This is a genomic window from Flexivirga aerilata, from assembly GCF_013002715.1.
Classification (GTDB): domain Bacteria; phylum Actinomycetota; class Actinomycetes; order Actinomycetales; family Dermatophilaceae; genus Flexivirga; species Flexivirga aerilata.
The window spans coordinates 462,296-476,264 of record NZ_JABENB010000001.1; the positions used below are offsets into that span (position 1 = coordinate 462,296).

At 70.2% G+C, this 13,969-nt stretch carries 11 protein-coding genes; 3 read left to right on the forward strand and 8 right to left on the reverse strand.

The genetic code is table 11. From position 1 onward, the window contains the following. The first annotated feature begins 22 nt into the window (after nucleotides 1-22). Nucleotides 23-1,405, forward strand: a complete 1,383-nt coding sequence (locus tag HJ588_RS02215) for a condensation domain-containing protein (protein WP_171151539.1) — start codon at nucleotides 23-25, stop codon at nucleotides 1,403-1,405. Beyond that, complete coding sequence (locus HJ588_RS02220; RefSeq protein WP_171151540.1) at nucleotides 1,405-2,793, forward strand: condensation domain-containing protein; 1,389 nt, start codon at nucleotides 1,405-1,407, stop codon at nucleotides 2,791-2,793. Before HJ588_RS02215 ends, HJ588_RS02220 begins: the two co-directional genes overlap by 1 nt. Before the next feature lie 4 nt (nucleotides 2,794-2,797). On the opposite strand, the gene HJ588_RS02225 is transcribed toward HJ588_RS02220, so the two are convergent. The 5 genes from HJ588_RS02225 to HJ588_RS02245 all read right to left on the reverse strand — a co-directional run bounded on the left by HJ588_RS02225 (nucleotide 2,798) and on the right by HJ588_RS02245 (nucleotide 8,975). Then, nucleotides 2,798-4,270 (reverse strand): condensation domain-containing protein, encoded by a 1,473-nt coding sequence (locus HJ588_RS02225; protein ID WP_171151542.1) that lies wholly within the window; start codon nucleotides 4,268-4,270, stop codon nucleotides 2,798-2,800. A 4-nt stretch (nucleotides 4,271-4,274) separates the two neighbouring features. After that, nucleotides 4,275-5,009 carry an LmeA family phospholipid-binding protein gene (locus HJ588_RS02230; protein ID WP_171151544.1) on the reverse strand — a complete coding sequence of 245 codons (735 nt, stop codon included), beginning with the start codon at nucleotides 5,007-5,009 and terminating at the stop codon, nucleotides 4,275-4,277. Nucleotides 5,010-5,116: 107 nt separating this feature from the next. Further along, nucleotides 5,117-6,409, reverse strand: a complete 1,293-nt coding sequence (locus HJ588_RS02235; protein ID WP_171151546.1) for an alpha-hydroxy-acid oxidizing protein — start codon at nucleotides 6,407-6,409, stop codon at nucleotides 5,117-5,119. After that, nucleotides 6,409-7,938 (reverse strand): AMP-binding protein, encoded by a 1,530-nt coding sequence (locus tag HJ588_RS02240; RefSeq protein WP_171151548.1) that lies wholly within the window; start codon nucleotides 7,936-7,938, stop codon nucleotides 6,409-6,411. The genes HJ588_RS02235 and HJ588_RS02240 overlap by 1 nt, the downstream gene beginning before the upstream one ends. Nucleotides 7,939-7,994: 56 nt before the next feature. Next, the gene (locus HJ588_RS02245) at nucleotides 7,995-8,975 is read right to left on the reverse strand and encodes a DUF2332 family protein (RefSeq protein ID WP_171151550.1); all 981 of its coding nucleotides are present in this window, start codon (nucleotides 8,973-8,975) and stop codon (nucleotides 7,995-7,997) included. 41 nt (nucleotides 8,976-9,016) lie between these two features. On the opposite strand from HJ588_RS02245, the gene HJ588_RS02250 reads away from it, so the two are divergent. Beyond that, a complete protein-coding gene (locus HJ588_RS02250; RefSeq protein ID WP_171151552.1) occupies nucleotides 9,017-10,216 on the forward strand; it encodes an acyl-CoA dehydrogenase family protein in 1,200 nt (399 codons plus the stop codon). A gap of 19 nt (nucleotides 10,217-10,235) precedes the next feature. On the opposite strand, the gene HJ588_RS02255 is transcribed toward HJ588_RS02250, so the two are convergent. The 3 genes from HJ588_RS02255 to HJ588_RS02265 form a co-directional block, all read right to left on the reverse strand. Then, nucleotides 10,236-11,039 carry an amino acid ABC transporter ATP-binding protein gene (locus HJ588_RS02255; RefSeq protein WP_281358791.1) on the reverse strand — a complete coding sequence of 268 codons (804 nt, stop codon included), beginning with the start codon at nucleotides 11,037-11,039 and terminating at the stop codon, nucleotides 10,236-10,238. Between the two features lie 55 nt (nucleotides 11,040-11,094). Next, nucleotides 11,095-12,585 (reverse strand): ABC transporter substrate-binding protein/permease, encoded by a 1,491-nt coding sequence (locus HJ588_RS19885; RefSeq protein ID WP_343036560.1) that lies wholly within the window; start codon nucleotides 12,583-12,585, stop codon nucleotides 11,095-11,097. A gap of 319 nt (nucleotides 12,586-12,904) precedes the next feature. After that, nucleotides 12,905-13,969, reverse strand: a complete 1,065-nt coding sequence (locus tag HJ588_RS02265; RefSeq protein ID WP_171151555.1) for an aspartate-semialdehyde dehydrogenase — start codon at nucleotides 13,967-13,969, stop codon at nucleotides 12,905-12,907.

The following is a 13,969-nucleotide window of genomic DNA, read 5'->3' on the forward strand; positions in this document are numbered from 1 at the left end:
CACACGAGGAAGGAGCTGCGCCGTGGAATACACCGAGCTCGCCGACTACGAGGTCTACGCCGGCGCGGTCACTTTCTGGCGGGCCAGGTCATCGACACCGTGCGCCGACGCCGTCGACGGACGCCCACTCTCACCCCAGCACGAAAAGCACGTCACCCGCGCACCCGACCCGGACGAACCGTCGTGGATCGGCACCGTCTTCGAGATCCAGCACGAGTTCGACGCGGAGGCCGTACGCCGCACGCTGCTTGCCTGGCACGCCAAGCACGAGTCGTTCCGCACCCTCGTGACGCGGGACGACTCCGGCCTGCACCGCGCGACCTACCGGCCCGAGAATCTCCACCTGGCCGCTCGGGACGCCGGCAGCTACGACACCGTCGAGCGCGTCTACGACGTGGTCTCCCGCTACTTCGACCGCACCGTCCGACCCGACAGCTGGCCGCACCTGGTCGCCGCGACGGTGGTGCCCACCAACCAGGAGGACGGTCCGCGTTTCCTGCTGGCCTTCGCGGCGGATCACTCGGTGATGGACGCCTACTCGCAGGTGATCGCAGTGTCGGAACTCGACCAGCTCTACACAGCCGCGCTAGCCGGGGAGCCGCTCGTCACCGAACCCGCCGCCAGCTACGTCGATTTCAGCGTTGCCGAACGCGCCCACGCCGCAGTCGCCGACCACGGACACGAAACCACCCGTCGCTGGCTGGACTTCCTGGAGCCCGATGAGCCGCGTTTCCCGGCCGCACCGTTTCCCAATGAGGAACCCGCCGACCTGACCTTGCCGCAGCGCAGCATCTCCCGCTGGTTGGTCGGTCCCGAGGTCAGCGACCAGATCCACCAGCACGCCCGGTCGCTCGGGTTCGGGATGCAGCCGGCGGTTCTGGTTGCGCTCGCGGAGGCGATGTCGACCGCGACCGGCACTGCCGACCCGTTCAAGTTCGTCATGCCGATGCATACCCGGACCCCCGAATACACCGCATCCATGGGTTGGTTCGTCGGCATCAGCCCGTTCACCCTGCAACTCGCCGGTGCTTCCGGGCTGCCGGAGAAACTGCGACGCGCGGCCGAGGCGTCCGCGCACATCCGCAGTGATGCCCAGATCCCGTTCGCCACGATCGCCGACCTGCTCGGCATCGACTCCTCTCCCCGCTTCGTGGTCTCCTACGTCGACCTGCGGCACCTGCCCGGCGCGGCGCAGTTCGATGCGGTCCGCGCCCGCGCGCTGCGCAGCATCCGCTACTCCGACGACGAGTTCTACTTCTGGGTGGTGCGCGCACGCGGCGGCATCAACGTCTCCGTGCGGCACCCCAACAACGCCACCGCGACGGCCGGGGTGGAGCGCTACCTGCAGGCATTCACCACCGTCCTGCAGGAGTTGGCGACTCAGCCGGAGCCAGCGCTCGTCTGATGCTGCTGACGACCGCGGACCGGCTCGAGCTGCCCGCCGGCCGGCTGGTGCGGTGCATCCCCACACCGCCCGGGCCACCGGGCGGCGCCCGCGTCATCGACGTCGTGGCGGACGCACCGCCGTCCTTCAACCAGGTCAACCATGCCCTCGCCGCGGGGGCCACCGGCGGCTGGCTCTGCCTGACGCTCACCCTCCCGGAGCCACTCGACCGGCCGTCGTTCGCCGCTGCCTGCGCGGCGCTGATGGCCCGGCACGAGGTGCTGCGCACCACGACGTCCTTCCGGGACGGCGCACCCGTCACTCTCTCCTTCGGCGACGAATTCGACTGGGAGATCGTCGAATCCGACTGCGAAGGCCCACTCGCCGACCGCCGCCGCCAGCTGCGGACCCTCGTCGACGACGCCACCCACACCGTGGACGGGCCGAAGATCTGCTTCGCCGCTATCGACACCGGCGAGCGATCGACCGTCGTCATCGCCCTCGACCACGGACTCACCGACGCCGTCTCGATGGCGGTGCTCGGCCGCGACGTCGTCCAGCTGTATGCCGCAGCTCGCGATCACGACCGCGCCGTCCTGCCGCCGGTCGGCTCCTTCCTCGACGCCTGCCGCGCCGAGGCTGCGACCGGCGGACCCGACGCAGCGGCGGCGGCCGCCGCAGGCCCGGACCTCGCGGCGGAAACCGCCGGCGAGGGCTTCGCGGACTGGCACGCCTTCTTCGACCGCAATCAGGGCGGGCTGCCTCGCTTCCCGCTGCCCGATGCCGCCCGCGCGGGCAGCGGCCCGGCGGCGATCGACCTGCGGACGGTGCTCACCGCCGACCGCACCGCGACCCTCGACCGCTTCGCCCGCGACCGCGGCGCACGCCTGCCCGCCTGCCTGCTCGCGGTCTGCGCGTCCGCGGCGCACGCGCAGGGTCTGGCCGACGAGTTCGGCACGCTCCTGCCGGTCGGCACCCGCAGCCGCGACGAGTGGCGCGAGGCGGTCGGCTGGTTCGTCAGCAACGGCCCCGTCGAGCTGGCCGCCGGTGAGCCGCTCGACCGGCTCCTCGTGCGGGCCCAGCAGCAGGTGGAGCGCGCGCAACGCCTCGCGACGCTGCCGTTGAGTGACGTACTCGCGTCATACGCAAGAGGATTCGCGCACGAGGGGGACGTCGGGATGATCTCCTACGTCGACTACCGGCGGGTGCCCGGCCACGAGCTGCACGAGCGCCACGCGGTCACCCAGGCGAGCCCGGACGCACCGACGACCGACGTGCAGCTGTGGTGGGTGCGCGACGACTCCGGTCTCGCGCTGCGCGCCCGGCTGCCCGACACGGCGCAGGCGCGCAGCATCGTCGGCGGCTGGCTCGACGAGGTCGAGCGCACCCTGCGCGCGCTGACGGAGTGACGCCTCAGGCGTCGGCCGCCATCGGCAATTGCATTGCGGCCAGGGCGGTTTCGACCGTCACGTCCTCGCCCGCCGCGGCGGCGCGGATGAGCTCGGTGATCGCCCGGAAGTAGCGGTCGATGCTCACCGCGGCCTCCGGGGTGTCCGGGTAGCTCATCAGCGCGTAGGTGCGATCGCTGCCTCGGTTGATCCACATCGACACGTCACCGGTGGTGCCGGGTCCGCCGAGCGCGTGCACGTCGTCGACTCCGGGCAACTCGGCCCCCGGGATCCGACGCAGGTCGATGTAGGAGACGATCGGCGGCACCGCCGTGGCACCGACCTTCACCCCGCCGAATTTCGCCGCGTAGTCGACGATCGAGCGGGCCGGCGTATCCGTGGCGGCGCGGGATCGACGCAGCGCCTTCTGCGCCTTACCGACCAGGTCGTCGAAGGAAGCTCCCTGCGCGACCCGGAACGCGACCGGGACAAGGTTGATGAACCAGCCTTGTGCCATCAGGTATTGGGGTTCCGACCGGGTGGCAACGGCATTGAGCGCGAGGTAACTTCGCCGTCCGGTGAGCGCGGCGTCGATCAACGCCAGCACTGTGAAGAGACCGGCGCCAACGCCACCTTCGTGTGCCTTGCAGCGGGCCTCGAATGCTTTCATCGTCTCGGCGTCCGCGAGGGTCCGGTTCATCCGGGTCGAGGGCGCCGTCTGCCCGGGCTGCACGCCGATGTCCAGCGGGGTGCTGGGCAGCTTGTTGCGCACCGACAGCAGCGCGAGAGCCCAGACCCGCAGCGCCGGATCGCGCCAGGTGAGCTGCTCCGAGCGGGCCCGCTCCTGCTCGCTGAAGTCGACATAGCTGCCGACCGGCGGCACTTCCTCCTGCGACCCGTGCGCCTCGATCTGATAGAGCCGGAAGAGATCATCGACGCCGAGGGCAAGTGAGACGCCGTCGCTGAACGAGTGATCGACGCCGTAGTAGACGGTGAAGCCGTCGTCGCCGTGGTCGATCGCGCCGGCCGCGAACGAGGGCCACTCCAGCGGACTGGTGCTGCCGGCGAAGCGCTCGGTGACTGCATCGCGAGCGGTGTCGACGTCCGCCGCCAGGCCGGCGCTGCGCACCTCAAGCTCGACCTGCTCCACGGGCAACGCCCGTCGGGTGAAAGTCGTGCTCTCGTCGATGGTTTCGGCATCGGGCTCGAACCAGCTGAGCAATGCCCCGTGGCGGGTGACGAAGCGCTGCACAGCACGGCGCAGCGCCTCCCGGTCCAGCCGCTGCGGGACGTGGAAGGCGAAGGCGATCCACGGCGACCACGGCACACCCTTGGCCCGCCGGTCGGCCGCGGTGCGGATGTGCGACTCCTGCAGCAGCGACGGCCGCGCGGACGACGCCGGCGCGGCCGCCACGGCGGCCATCGTGGCGTCGGTCGGCACGATCTGCAGCACCTCACCGGCCCTCGGCGTCCACTGCTCGATCGGGGTCATCTCCATGTCATCACGCTCCGGTGCTCTTGCAGTCGAGGGGTTGCTTGTTCTTCGGCAGGGTGGTCGGCGCCCCCCGGAAGCTGGCGACCAGCCCGGCGCCGGTGACCTCCACAGACGTCGCCTTCAGCCCGAGCGGAAGCTGCGTCATACCGCTGCCTCTGGAGGAGCCGCCGAGCATCATCTGCGCCTGGTCCGCGGGCACGTCACGCCCCGCCAACGACGCCTTGGTGATCGTGAAGTCGAGCTGACCGCCTTTGACCGACGGTCGCACCCAGATCTGCGCGAGGCCACCGAAACCGCTGAGTTGGACTGTGCCCGAAGCAGGTTCGGGCGTCGCGGTGACCCCTTGAGCCTGGCCCGAGCCCGCCACCAGGTCGGCCATCGCCTGACCGCTCAGCGTCAGGGCCAGGTTGGATTCGCCGATCCGCCCGCCGGACGGGGACGTCGACACATCCCGCACGTCGGCGTTGATCGAGACGTCCCGGACCTGACAGATGGTGGCGTTCTGCGCGTTCAGGGTGACCTTGTCGATGCTGCCGCGGCCGAGGTCGAGCAGCGCCGGGGTCGAGCCGATGCCCACGTCGACCGAGGAGGTGCGCAGCCCGTTCTCCATAGCGTTCGAGACGCTGCTGCGCAGTTGGTGACGCACCAGGAACTCCGCGCCGACCACAAGCGCGAGGACGGCGAGTATGGCGACAGCGGCGATCAGGGGTGCTCGTCGGCGGCGGCGCGGCTGCTCGGTCATCGGTCGTCACTTCCGGATCATGATCGAGGTCAGGGCGGGCCCACCGTACCTACCCACGGGTAAAGATCGGCCCTCCGGCAATTATGCGTTTGCCCACACGCCTTTGGTCAGCCGACCGACAGGCGCAGGTTGTCGCGGCTGAGCTCGCCCACCGACGCGACCCCGGAGAGGGCCATCGTGAGGTCGAGTTCGGCGATGAGTCGCTCCATCACGGCCTCGGCGCCGGCCGCACCGTCGAGGGCGAGACCGTAGAGCCAGGGTCGCCCGATCATCACCGCGGACGCGCCGAGCGCGAGCGCCTTGACGATGTCGGCGCCGCTGCGGATGCCGCTGTCGAAGAGCAACGGCACCCGCCCGCCGACCGCGGCGCTGATCTCGGCGAGCGCGTCGAGGGACGCGATGGCCCCGTCGACCTGACGGCCGCCGTGGTTGGACACCTGGATGCCGTCGACCCCGCGGTCGATCGCCTCGCGGGCGTCGTCGACCGACTGGATGCCCTTGAGCACGATCGGCAACGAGGTGATGCCACGCAGGAAGTCCAGGTCGTCCCAGGTGAGCGCCGGGCAGGGGAAGACGTCGAGGAAGGTCTCGACCGCCGCACGCGGCAGCGGCGAGCGCAGGTTGTCGAGGAAGCGTCCCGGATAGTGCCGGGTGATCGACATGAGGGTGCGGACTGCGGCCAGCGTCGGCCGCTGGTTGACCGCGGCCTCCCCGGCCACACCACTCGCCGCCCGCCGGCGCACCAGGTCGGTGAAGACGGGGTCGGTGAGATATTGGGCAATGCCCTCGGCGCGCGCGAACGGCAGGTAGCCGAGGTCGAGGTCCCGGGTGCGCCAGCCGAGCAGGTGGGTGTCGAGGGTGACGACGAGCGCCTGCGCACCGGCGGTCTCCGCGCGGCGCACCAGCGACTCCGCGAGCTCGTTGTTGTTGCTCCAATACAGCTGGTACCACATGGGATTGGCGCCCAGCTCGGCCACGGTGCGCTCCATCGGGACCGAGCCCTGCGTCGACAGCACCATCGGCAGGCCAAGCGCCGACGCCGCGCGGGCGACGGCCAGCTCCGCGTCGGGGTGCGCCATCTCAAGCACGCCGATCGGCGCGAAGAGCAGCGGCGCGGGCAGCGTGTAACCGAAGAGCTGGACCGCGAGCGACCGCTCGGAGACGTCGCGCAGCATCCGCGGCACGATCGGATAGCGCTGGAATGCCTGCTGATTGGCCTCGTCGGTGCGTTGCATGCCCGCGCTGCCCGCGACGTAGGACCACGCCTGCGGGCTCATCCGGCGATGCGCGGCGGCATACAGGGCGGAGGGCTCGACCGGCACCTTCGGCCGGCGTCCGTAGGCGCCGGCGGAGTAGATCGCGCCCTGGACCGCGCGCCCGATGTTGCCGAAGTCCCTCACTAGTTGACCTGCCGGTCGGTGCCCTCCCAGAAGGGCTGCCGGAGCTTGAACTTCTGCAGCTTGCCGGTCGCCGTGCGTGCCAGCTCGTCGCGGAACTCGATGCGCTTGGGCACCTTGTAGCCGGCGAGCGACTTGCGGCTGTGCGCGATCAGTTCGTCGGCGTCGACGTCACCGTCGACCACGACCAGCGCGGTGATCAGCTCGCCCCACTTCTCGTCGGGGATGCCGATGACCGCGACCTCGCGCACCTGCGGGTGCGACATCAGCACGTCCTCGACCTCGATCGACGAGACGTTCTCGCCGCCGGAGATGATGACGTCCTTCTTGCGGTCGGAAATGGTGAGCACGCCGTCCTCGAAGGCGCCGCCGTCGCCGGTGTGGAACCAGTCGCCGGCCTGCGCGACGGCGGTGGCCTCCGGGTTGTCCCAGTAGGACGCGAGGTTGTGGTTGGACTGCGCGAGCACCTCACCGCTCTCGTCGACGCTGATGCGCACTCCGACCGCGGGATAGCCGGCCCGGCCCAGGTTGCGCGCCTGCTCGGTCGGGGACAGGTCGTCCCACTCGGCACGCATCCGGCTCATCGTGAGCAGCGGCGAGGTCTCGGTCAGGCCGTAGATCTGGATGAACTCCCAGCCGAGTTCCTCGCGCACCCGCTCGATCGTGCGGGTGGGTGGCGGGGCGCCGGCGACGACGATGCGGGTGCGGTCGCGGCCGGGGATCGGGCCGTCCCAGGTCTGCGCGGCGTCGAGCGCGGCCGCCACGACCGCCGGCGCGGCGCACATCAGCGTGACGCCGTGCTCGTCGACGCGGCGCAGGATCTCCGGGCCGTCGACCTTGCGCAGGACGACGTGCTTGCCGCCCATGCCGGTCACCGTGAACGGCATGCCCCAGCCGTTGGCGTGGAACATCGGCAGCGTGTGCAGATAGACGTCGCGGTCGGAAACGCCTGTCTGCCAACCGAAGACGCTCGCGTTGAGCCAGTTGTTGCGGTGGGTCAGCTGCACGCCCTTCGGCCGTGCCGTCGTGCCCGACGTGTAGTTGATCGTCGCGGTCGCGTGCTCGTCGCCCGCCCACGGCCGCGGTTCGTCGGTCGAGCCCCACAGCTCGTCGTCGGACTCCCCCAGCACGAACTTCCGCTCGCACGGCACGTCGTCGATCAGGTGCGTGAGCTCGGGGTCGATCATCAGCACCTCGGCGCCGGAGTGCTCGACGATGTATTGCACCTCGGGCACCGAAAGCCGGAAGTTGACCGGCACCAGCACCCGGCCCCAGCCGCTCACGCCGTAGAACGAGGTGAGCAGGCGCGCGCTGTTCTGCGAGACGACCGCGACCCGGCCACCGACCGGCACCCCCATCGCGTCCAGCCCCGCGGCCTGCGCCCGGGCGCGCTTGGCCAGCTCCCGGTAGGTCAGCTCGCCCCCGCCGAATCCCGGTGCGGGCTGGTTGGGTTCGTCCACCACGGCCACGCGGTCCGGGTAGGCCGTCTCGGCCCGATCCAGGAAGTCACGAACGATGAGCGGGTATTCCACGAGCTACCTCCAGGGGGATGTGGTGGCCTCATTGTGGCAACGGTCACACGATGCCGCTACGCATCCCCCACGTTCGTTCGTATGGCGAGAGCCTCGCCGCCGCGGTAGTGCGCGAGCCGGGTCACCCGCGTCGACGGCGGCACGTCGCGCAACTGCGGGTCGTCGACGAACCGCGCGAGCACACCGGCGGTCTCGTCGCTGATCCAGATGCCCTCGGCGTGCCGCGCCCGCATGAGCTGGTCCATCCGCTCCGGGTCGTCGACGCCGCACAGGAAAGACACGCCGAAAACCACTGGCAACCGGCCGAATCCGAAGCCTTCCTTGCTGACGGCGTCGAAGGCGTCCTGCCGGGAGACGACGATGTCCTGCTCGGCGACGAGCCGTGCCGCGCGCTGCACGCGGTCCTGCGCGGCGACGTCCTCCGGCTCGAGCAGTGCGAGCATCTCGTCGCGCACCTGCGGGTCGCGGGTGTCGAGCGGGTCGAGGTCGACACCGCGGCGGCGCACGATGTGCTGCCCGTCGAGCAGCCCCGGCTGGAAACCGTCGGCCACGAGCTCGAGACCACCGGCGGCCCCCACCGCGAGCAGCTCGAGGACGACCGGCTCGGCATACGTCTGGGTGAGGTGGCTGTGCAGCAGCCGCATGATCCGCAGGCCCGCGATCGGGTCGTTCAGCGGCACCGACGGCTCCTGCAGCCGTCTGCCGATCGGCCCGCGGCGGTCGCGCAGCAGCTCGGTCCACAGTTGATAGGAGCGGCCGTCCGGGGGCAACGTGCCGCCGAGCACCGGGAAGTAGTCGGCGAGCGGGTGGTCGCGGCCGGCGCGGCGCAGCTCCAGGCTGGTGACCCGCAACAGCCGCTGCGCGGCCCGCCAGTCGCCGAAGTCGAGGCCGTAGCTCCCGAACGCGGTGAAGGTGCGGTCGTCGCGGCCGGTCTCGGCCGCCATGGTGCGACACCAGTGCCGGTAGAGGGGCCCGTCGAACGCGTCGGCGGCCGCGGCGAACGCGGCTCGGGCCTGGGCGACGTCGACTGCAGACATGGTGCGTGTCACCTTAAAAGGTCGCCGGGCATGATGGAGGGGTGAGTGCACCGAACCCGGCCCTGACCAAGCTCCTCGCCACCGACGGCCTGCTGGAGGAGGACGAGCGCGACCTCGCTGCCGTCGTACGACGATTCGGCGACGAGAAATTGCGCCCGCACCTGGCCGAGTGGTTCGAGGCCGGCACGGTGCCGGCCCGCGAACTCGCGCCCGAGCTGGGCAAACTCGGCCTGCTCGGGATGCACCTGGACGGTTACGGCTGCGCGGGCTCGACGGCCACGCAGTACGGCCTGGCCTGCCTGGAGCTGGAGGCGGCCGACTCCGGCATCCGCTCGCTGATGTCGGTGCAGGGGTCGCTCGCGATGACCGCGATCCACAAGTTCGGCAGCGAGGAGCAGAAGCAGGAGTGGCTGCCGCGGATGGCGGCCGGCGAGGCGCTCGGCTGCTTCGGGCTGACCGAGCCCGACTTCGGCTCCGACCCGGCCGGCATGCGCACCCGCGCCCGTCGCGACGGCGACGACTGGGTGCTCAACGGCTCCAAGATGTGGATCACCAACGGCCCCGTCGCCGACGTCGCGGTCGTGTGGGCGCAGACCGACGACCCTTCGACAAGCTCAGGACGAGGCAAGATCCGCGGCTTCGTGGTGCCGACCGACACCCCCGGCTTCGAGGCGACCGAGATCGAGCACAAGCTGTCGCTGCGTGCCTCGATCACCGGCTCGCTGGCATTCACCGACCTGCGGCTGCCGGGCGACGCGGTGCTGCCCGAGGTGGCCGGTCTGCGCGGTCCGCTGTCGTGCCTGTCCGAGGCGCGCTTCGGCATCCTCTTCGGGGCGATGGGCGCTGCGCGGGAGTGCCTGGAGACCGCGCTGGCGTATGCCGAGAGCCGCAAGGTCTTCGACAAGTCGCTGTCGGGCTACCAGATCACCCAGACCAAGCTCGCGGACATGGCCGTGGAGCTGATGAAGGGGACGCTGCTCGCCATACATCTGGGACGGCTGAAGGACGCCGGCGCGATCACCAATGAGCAGGTCAGTGTCGGAAAACTGAACAACTGCCGCGAGGCGATCAAGATCGCCCGCGAGTGCCGCACGATCCTCGCCGCCAACGGCATCACCCTCGACTACCCGGTGATGCGGCACGCCAACAACCTGGAGTCGGTGATGACCTACGAGGGCACCTCCGAGGTGCACCAGCTCATCATCGGCCAGGCGCTGACCGGCGAATCTGCTTTCCGCTGAGCGGGATTCGGACGGGGCGTCACGCCTCCAGCAGGCGCTGCAGGAAGGTGCGGGTGCGTTCCTTGGTGGGGTGCTCGAGCACCTGCTCGGGCGTGCCGCGTTCGACGACCAGCCCCTCGTCGATGAAGAGCACCTGATCGGCGACCTGCCGCGCGAAGCGGATCTCGTGGGTGACGATCACCATCGTGCGGCCCTCCTGCGCGAGATCCCGTATGACGGCAAGCACCCCACCGACCAGCTCCGGGTCGAGGGCCGACGTCGGCTCGTCGAGCAGGAGCAGCTCCGGCTCGAGCGCCAGCGCCCGGGCAATGCCGACGCGCTGCTGCTGACCGCCGGACAGTTGGTAGGGGTACTTGTCGACGTGTCCGGTCAGCCCCACCTTCTCCAGGAGCTTGCGCGCCTGGTCGTCGGCTTCGGCGGCCGGGCGGTGCTGCACCAGGATCGGGCCCTCGGTGACGTTCTGCAACGCGGTGCGGTGCGGGAAGAGGTTGTGGCTCTGGAAGACCATGCCGCTCTGCGCGCGGTAGCGCCGCACCAGCTCGCGGTCGGGCTTGGCGAGCCGGCCGCCGCGGCCGGGATGGATCCGCCCGAAGTCGACGTCGATGTCGCCGATGCGCACCTCACCGCTGTCGGGCAGTTCCAGCGCGTTGAGCCCGCGCAGCAGGGTGGTCTTGCCCGACCCGGACGGCCCGATGACGACGGTCACGGTGCCCTTGCCGACCTCGAACGAGACGTCCTTGATGACCTCGTGAGCGCCGAATCGCTTTGCCACCGAAGTGACGTCGACCAGTGGGGTGAGCGGAGAACTGTGTGGGATGGTCATCGGGGCCCCCGCAAAGTATCGGAGCGACGAAGGAGCGGAGAACTTTGTGGGGTATTCATCTGACTACGTACCTGTTCAGTCGTTTCTCGAGGCGACCCTGCAGCGCGTTGAGCACGAAGCAGATCACCCAGTAGTAGGCGGCCGCGGCGGTGTAGAGACCCATGTATTCGAAGGTCGGTGCGGCCGCGTTCTGCGCCTTCTGGAAGAGGTCGGCGACCAGGATCACCGAGGTGAGCGAGGTGTCCTTCACCAGCGACACCAGGGTGTTGCCGAGCGGCGGCACCGCGATGCGCGCCGCCTGCGGCAGCACCACCCGTCGCAGGGTCGTGCGGTAGTCCATGCCGATGGTCTCGGCGGCCTCCCATTGACCCTGCGGCACGGCCGCGATCGCCGACCGGATGACCTCTGCGGCATACCCGCCGACGTTGAGACTGAGCGCGAGGATCGCCGCCCCGAACGGGCTGAATTTCAAACCCAGCTGCGGCAATCCGTAGAACACGATGAACAACTGCACCAGCAGCGGCGTGCCGCGGATGATCGAGATGTAGGCGCGGGCGAGCCAGGACACGATCGCGATCGTCGAGCGCCGCATCAGCGCGATCAGCAGGGCGATGGCCAGTCCGAGCACGAAGCTGATCGCGGTCAGCGGGATCGTCGTCCGCAGGGTCGCCAGCAGCATCGGCCACAGGTTGTCGCGCACGATCTGCCAGCTGCTGCGGCTGCCCGCCTGCTTCTCCTGTTGCTGCGCCTTGCTGCCGAAGTATTTGTCGTAGAGCTGTTGCAGCGCGCCGTCGTTGCGCATGGCGGCGATCTGCGCGTTGATCTGCGGCATATAGCCGCTGCCCTTGCGCGCGGCGAACACCGAGTCGGTCTTGTCGTCGGTCGTGGAGACGATCTTGACCTGCTTGTTGCCGGTGGTGTTGAGGTAGTTGCGCACTGCCAGCTCGTCGTTGACGACCACCTGCACGCGGTTCTGCGCCAGGGCGGTCATCGCCTTGTCCATGTCCTGGATCGGCACGATCGTCGCGCCGGCCTTCTTGGCGACCTGCGACCAGTTGCTGGTCAGACTCTGCCCGGCGCGCTTGCCCTTGATGTCGGCGAGCGACCTGATGTCCTTGTTGCCGGCGCCGACGACGACCACACCCGTCGTCGAGATGTAGGGCGCGGACAGGTCGTATTTCGCCTGGCGCTCCGGCGTCGGCGAGATCTCGTTGGCCACCAGGTCGATGCGGCCCGACTCCAGCGCCGCGAAGATCGAGTCGAACGGCGTCTGGACGAACTGCACCTGCACGCCGAGCCGCTTGCCGATCTGCTGGATGAGCTCGACGTCGTAGCCGGTGAGGCTGCCGTTGGCGGCGTGATAGCTGAACGGCGGGTAGACGCCCTCGGTGCCGACCCGCAGCACCTTCGGCACGGCCGCCGCCGGCGCGGCATGCGCCGGCTCCGGAGCGGCTGCCCGGGCGACACCCGCCGGCCCGGCGAGCGCCAACAGCACCGCGACGACCGCGAGGACTACCCGCGCGGCAAGTAAGCGAACGTTATGCACCACGTGAGGCTAGTGCATCCATCGGCCGGCTCCGCCGGCCGATGTCTTCGCCGGCGCCGGTGTCCTCGGTGGGCGGCGGTGTCCCGGTAGGCGCCAGTCCCCCACAGCGCCGCCGATGTCCGCGCGGGCGTCGTCGGAGCGGGCGTCGTCGGAGCGGGCGTCGTCGGAGTCGGATAGTCCTCGCCGCGATCCGCAACCTGGTTGCGCCGGACGCAACCAGGTTGCGCATCGCCGCGCAGACTGCATCGCTCCGACGGACCATCGCGCGAGCAGGGCCCGTGGCCGGTGGAGGTCACCGGCGGGGGCACCGGTCACGGGCTCAGCTGACCGTGAGCTCCGCGATCTGCAGCAGGTTGAGCGCCGAGCCCTTGCGCAGGTTGTCGGCGCAGATGAACAACTCGATCGCCTTCGGGAAGCCGTCGAGCCGGCGCACGCGGCCCGCGAAGACCGGATCGGCGCCGACCACGTCGACCGGCGTCGGCCACGCGTCATCCAGCGACTCCGCCGAATCATCAAGCACCACAACCGAATTGGACGACTCGGTGAGCACCCGCACTGCGTCGTCGCGGTCGACGTCGGTCGCAAACGTCGCGTGCACCGACACCGAGTGGGTGCGCACGACCGGCACCTGCACACAGGTGACGGCGACCGGCAGGTGCGGCACCCGCATCAGCGACCGCAGCTCGTCGCGGACGTGGGTCTCGGAGTCGGTCGCGCCGGCCTCGGCGGGGTCGCCGACCCACGGGATGAGGTTGAACGCGACCGGTGCCGGGAAGGGCGAGGTGCCGAGATCGGAGAGCATCCGGCGCACGTCCCCGGGGGACTGGCCGACGCCCTGGTTGCCGGCGAGCTCCATCGTCTCGTCATACAGCCGCAATGCGCCGGCGACACCCGCGTCGGTGACCGCCTGCATGGTCGTGGCGACCACCGACGTCAGCTGCCACGCACTGTGCAGCGACCACAGCGCGCCGACCATCATCAGCGTCGGCCCGCTCGGGCTGGCGACGATGCCCTGCGGGTGGTAGCGCGCGGCATCCGGGTTGATCTCCGGCACCACCAGCGGCACGTCCTCGCGGCCGGTGAACTCGCCGGAGCTGTCGATCACGACCGCACCGGCGGCGACCGCGACCGGCACCCACCGGGCGGCGACCTCCGCGGGCACCGCCATGACGACGACGTCGACCCCCTCGAAGGCGTTGTCGTCGAGCTCGCGCACGACGACGTCCTGCCCGAGGATCGTCATACGCCGGCCGACCGAGCGGCCGGACGCGATCGGGCGGATCTCACCCCAGATGTCGTCGCGGGTCGGCAACAACGAGAGCAGTGAGAGCCCGACGACGCCGGTGGCGCCCACGAGTGCGAGGGTCGGCTTGTCCCCGATCAT

What these genes read in the sequence shown, in the direction of transcription:
- HJ588_RS02220 (WP_171151540.1), top strand. Translation starts at nt 1,405, where the DNA reads ATGCTGCTGACGACCGCGGACCGGCTCGAGCTGCCCGCCGGCCGGCTG.
- HJ588_RS02225 (WP_171151542.1), bottom strand. Translation starts at nt 4,270, where the DNA reads ATGGAGATGACCCCGATCGAGCAGTGGACGCCGAGGGCCGGTGAGGTG.
- HJ588_RS02230 (WP_171151544.1), bottom strand. Translation starts at nt 5,009, where the DNA reads ATGACCGAGCAGCCGCGCCGCCGCCGACGAGCACCCCTGATCGCCGCT.
- HJ588_RS02245 (WP_171151550.1), bottom strand. Translation starts at nt 8,975, where the DNA reads ATGTCTGCAGTCGACGTCGCCCAGGCCCGAGCCGCGTTCGCCGCGGCC.
- HJ588_RS02255 (WP_281358791.1), bottom strand. Translation starts at nt 11,039, where the DNA reads ATGACCATCCCACACAGTTCTCCGCTCACCCCACTGGTCGACGTCACT.
- HJ588_RS02265 (WP_171151555.1), bottom strand. Translation starts at nt 13,969, where the DNA reads ATGATCGGGGACAAGCCGACCCTCGCACTCGTGGGCGCCACCGGCGTC.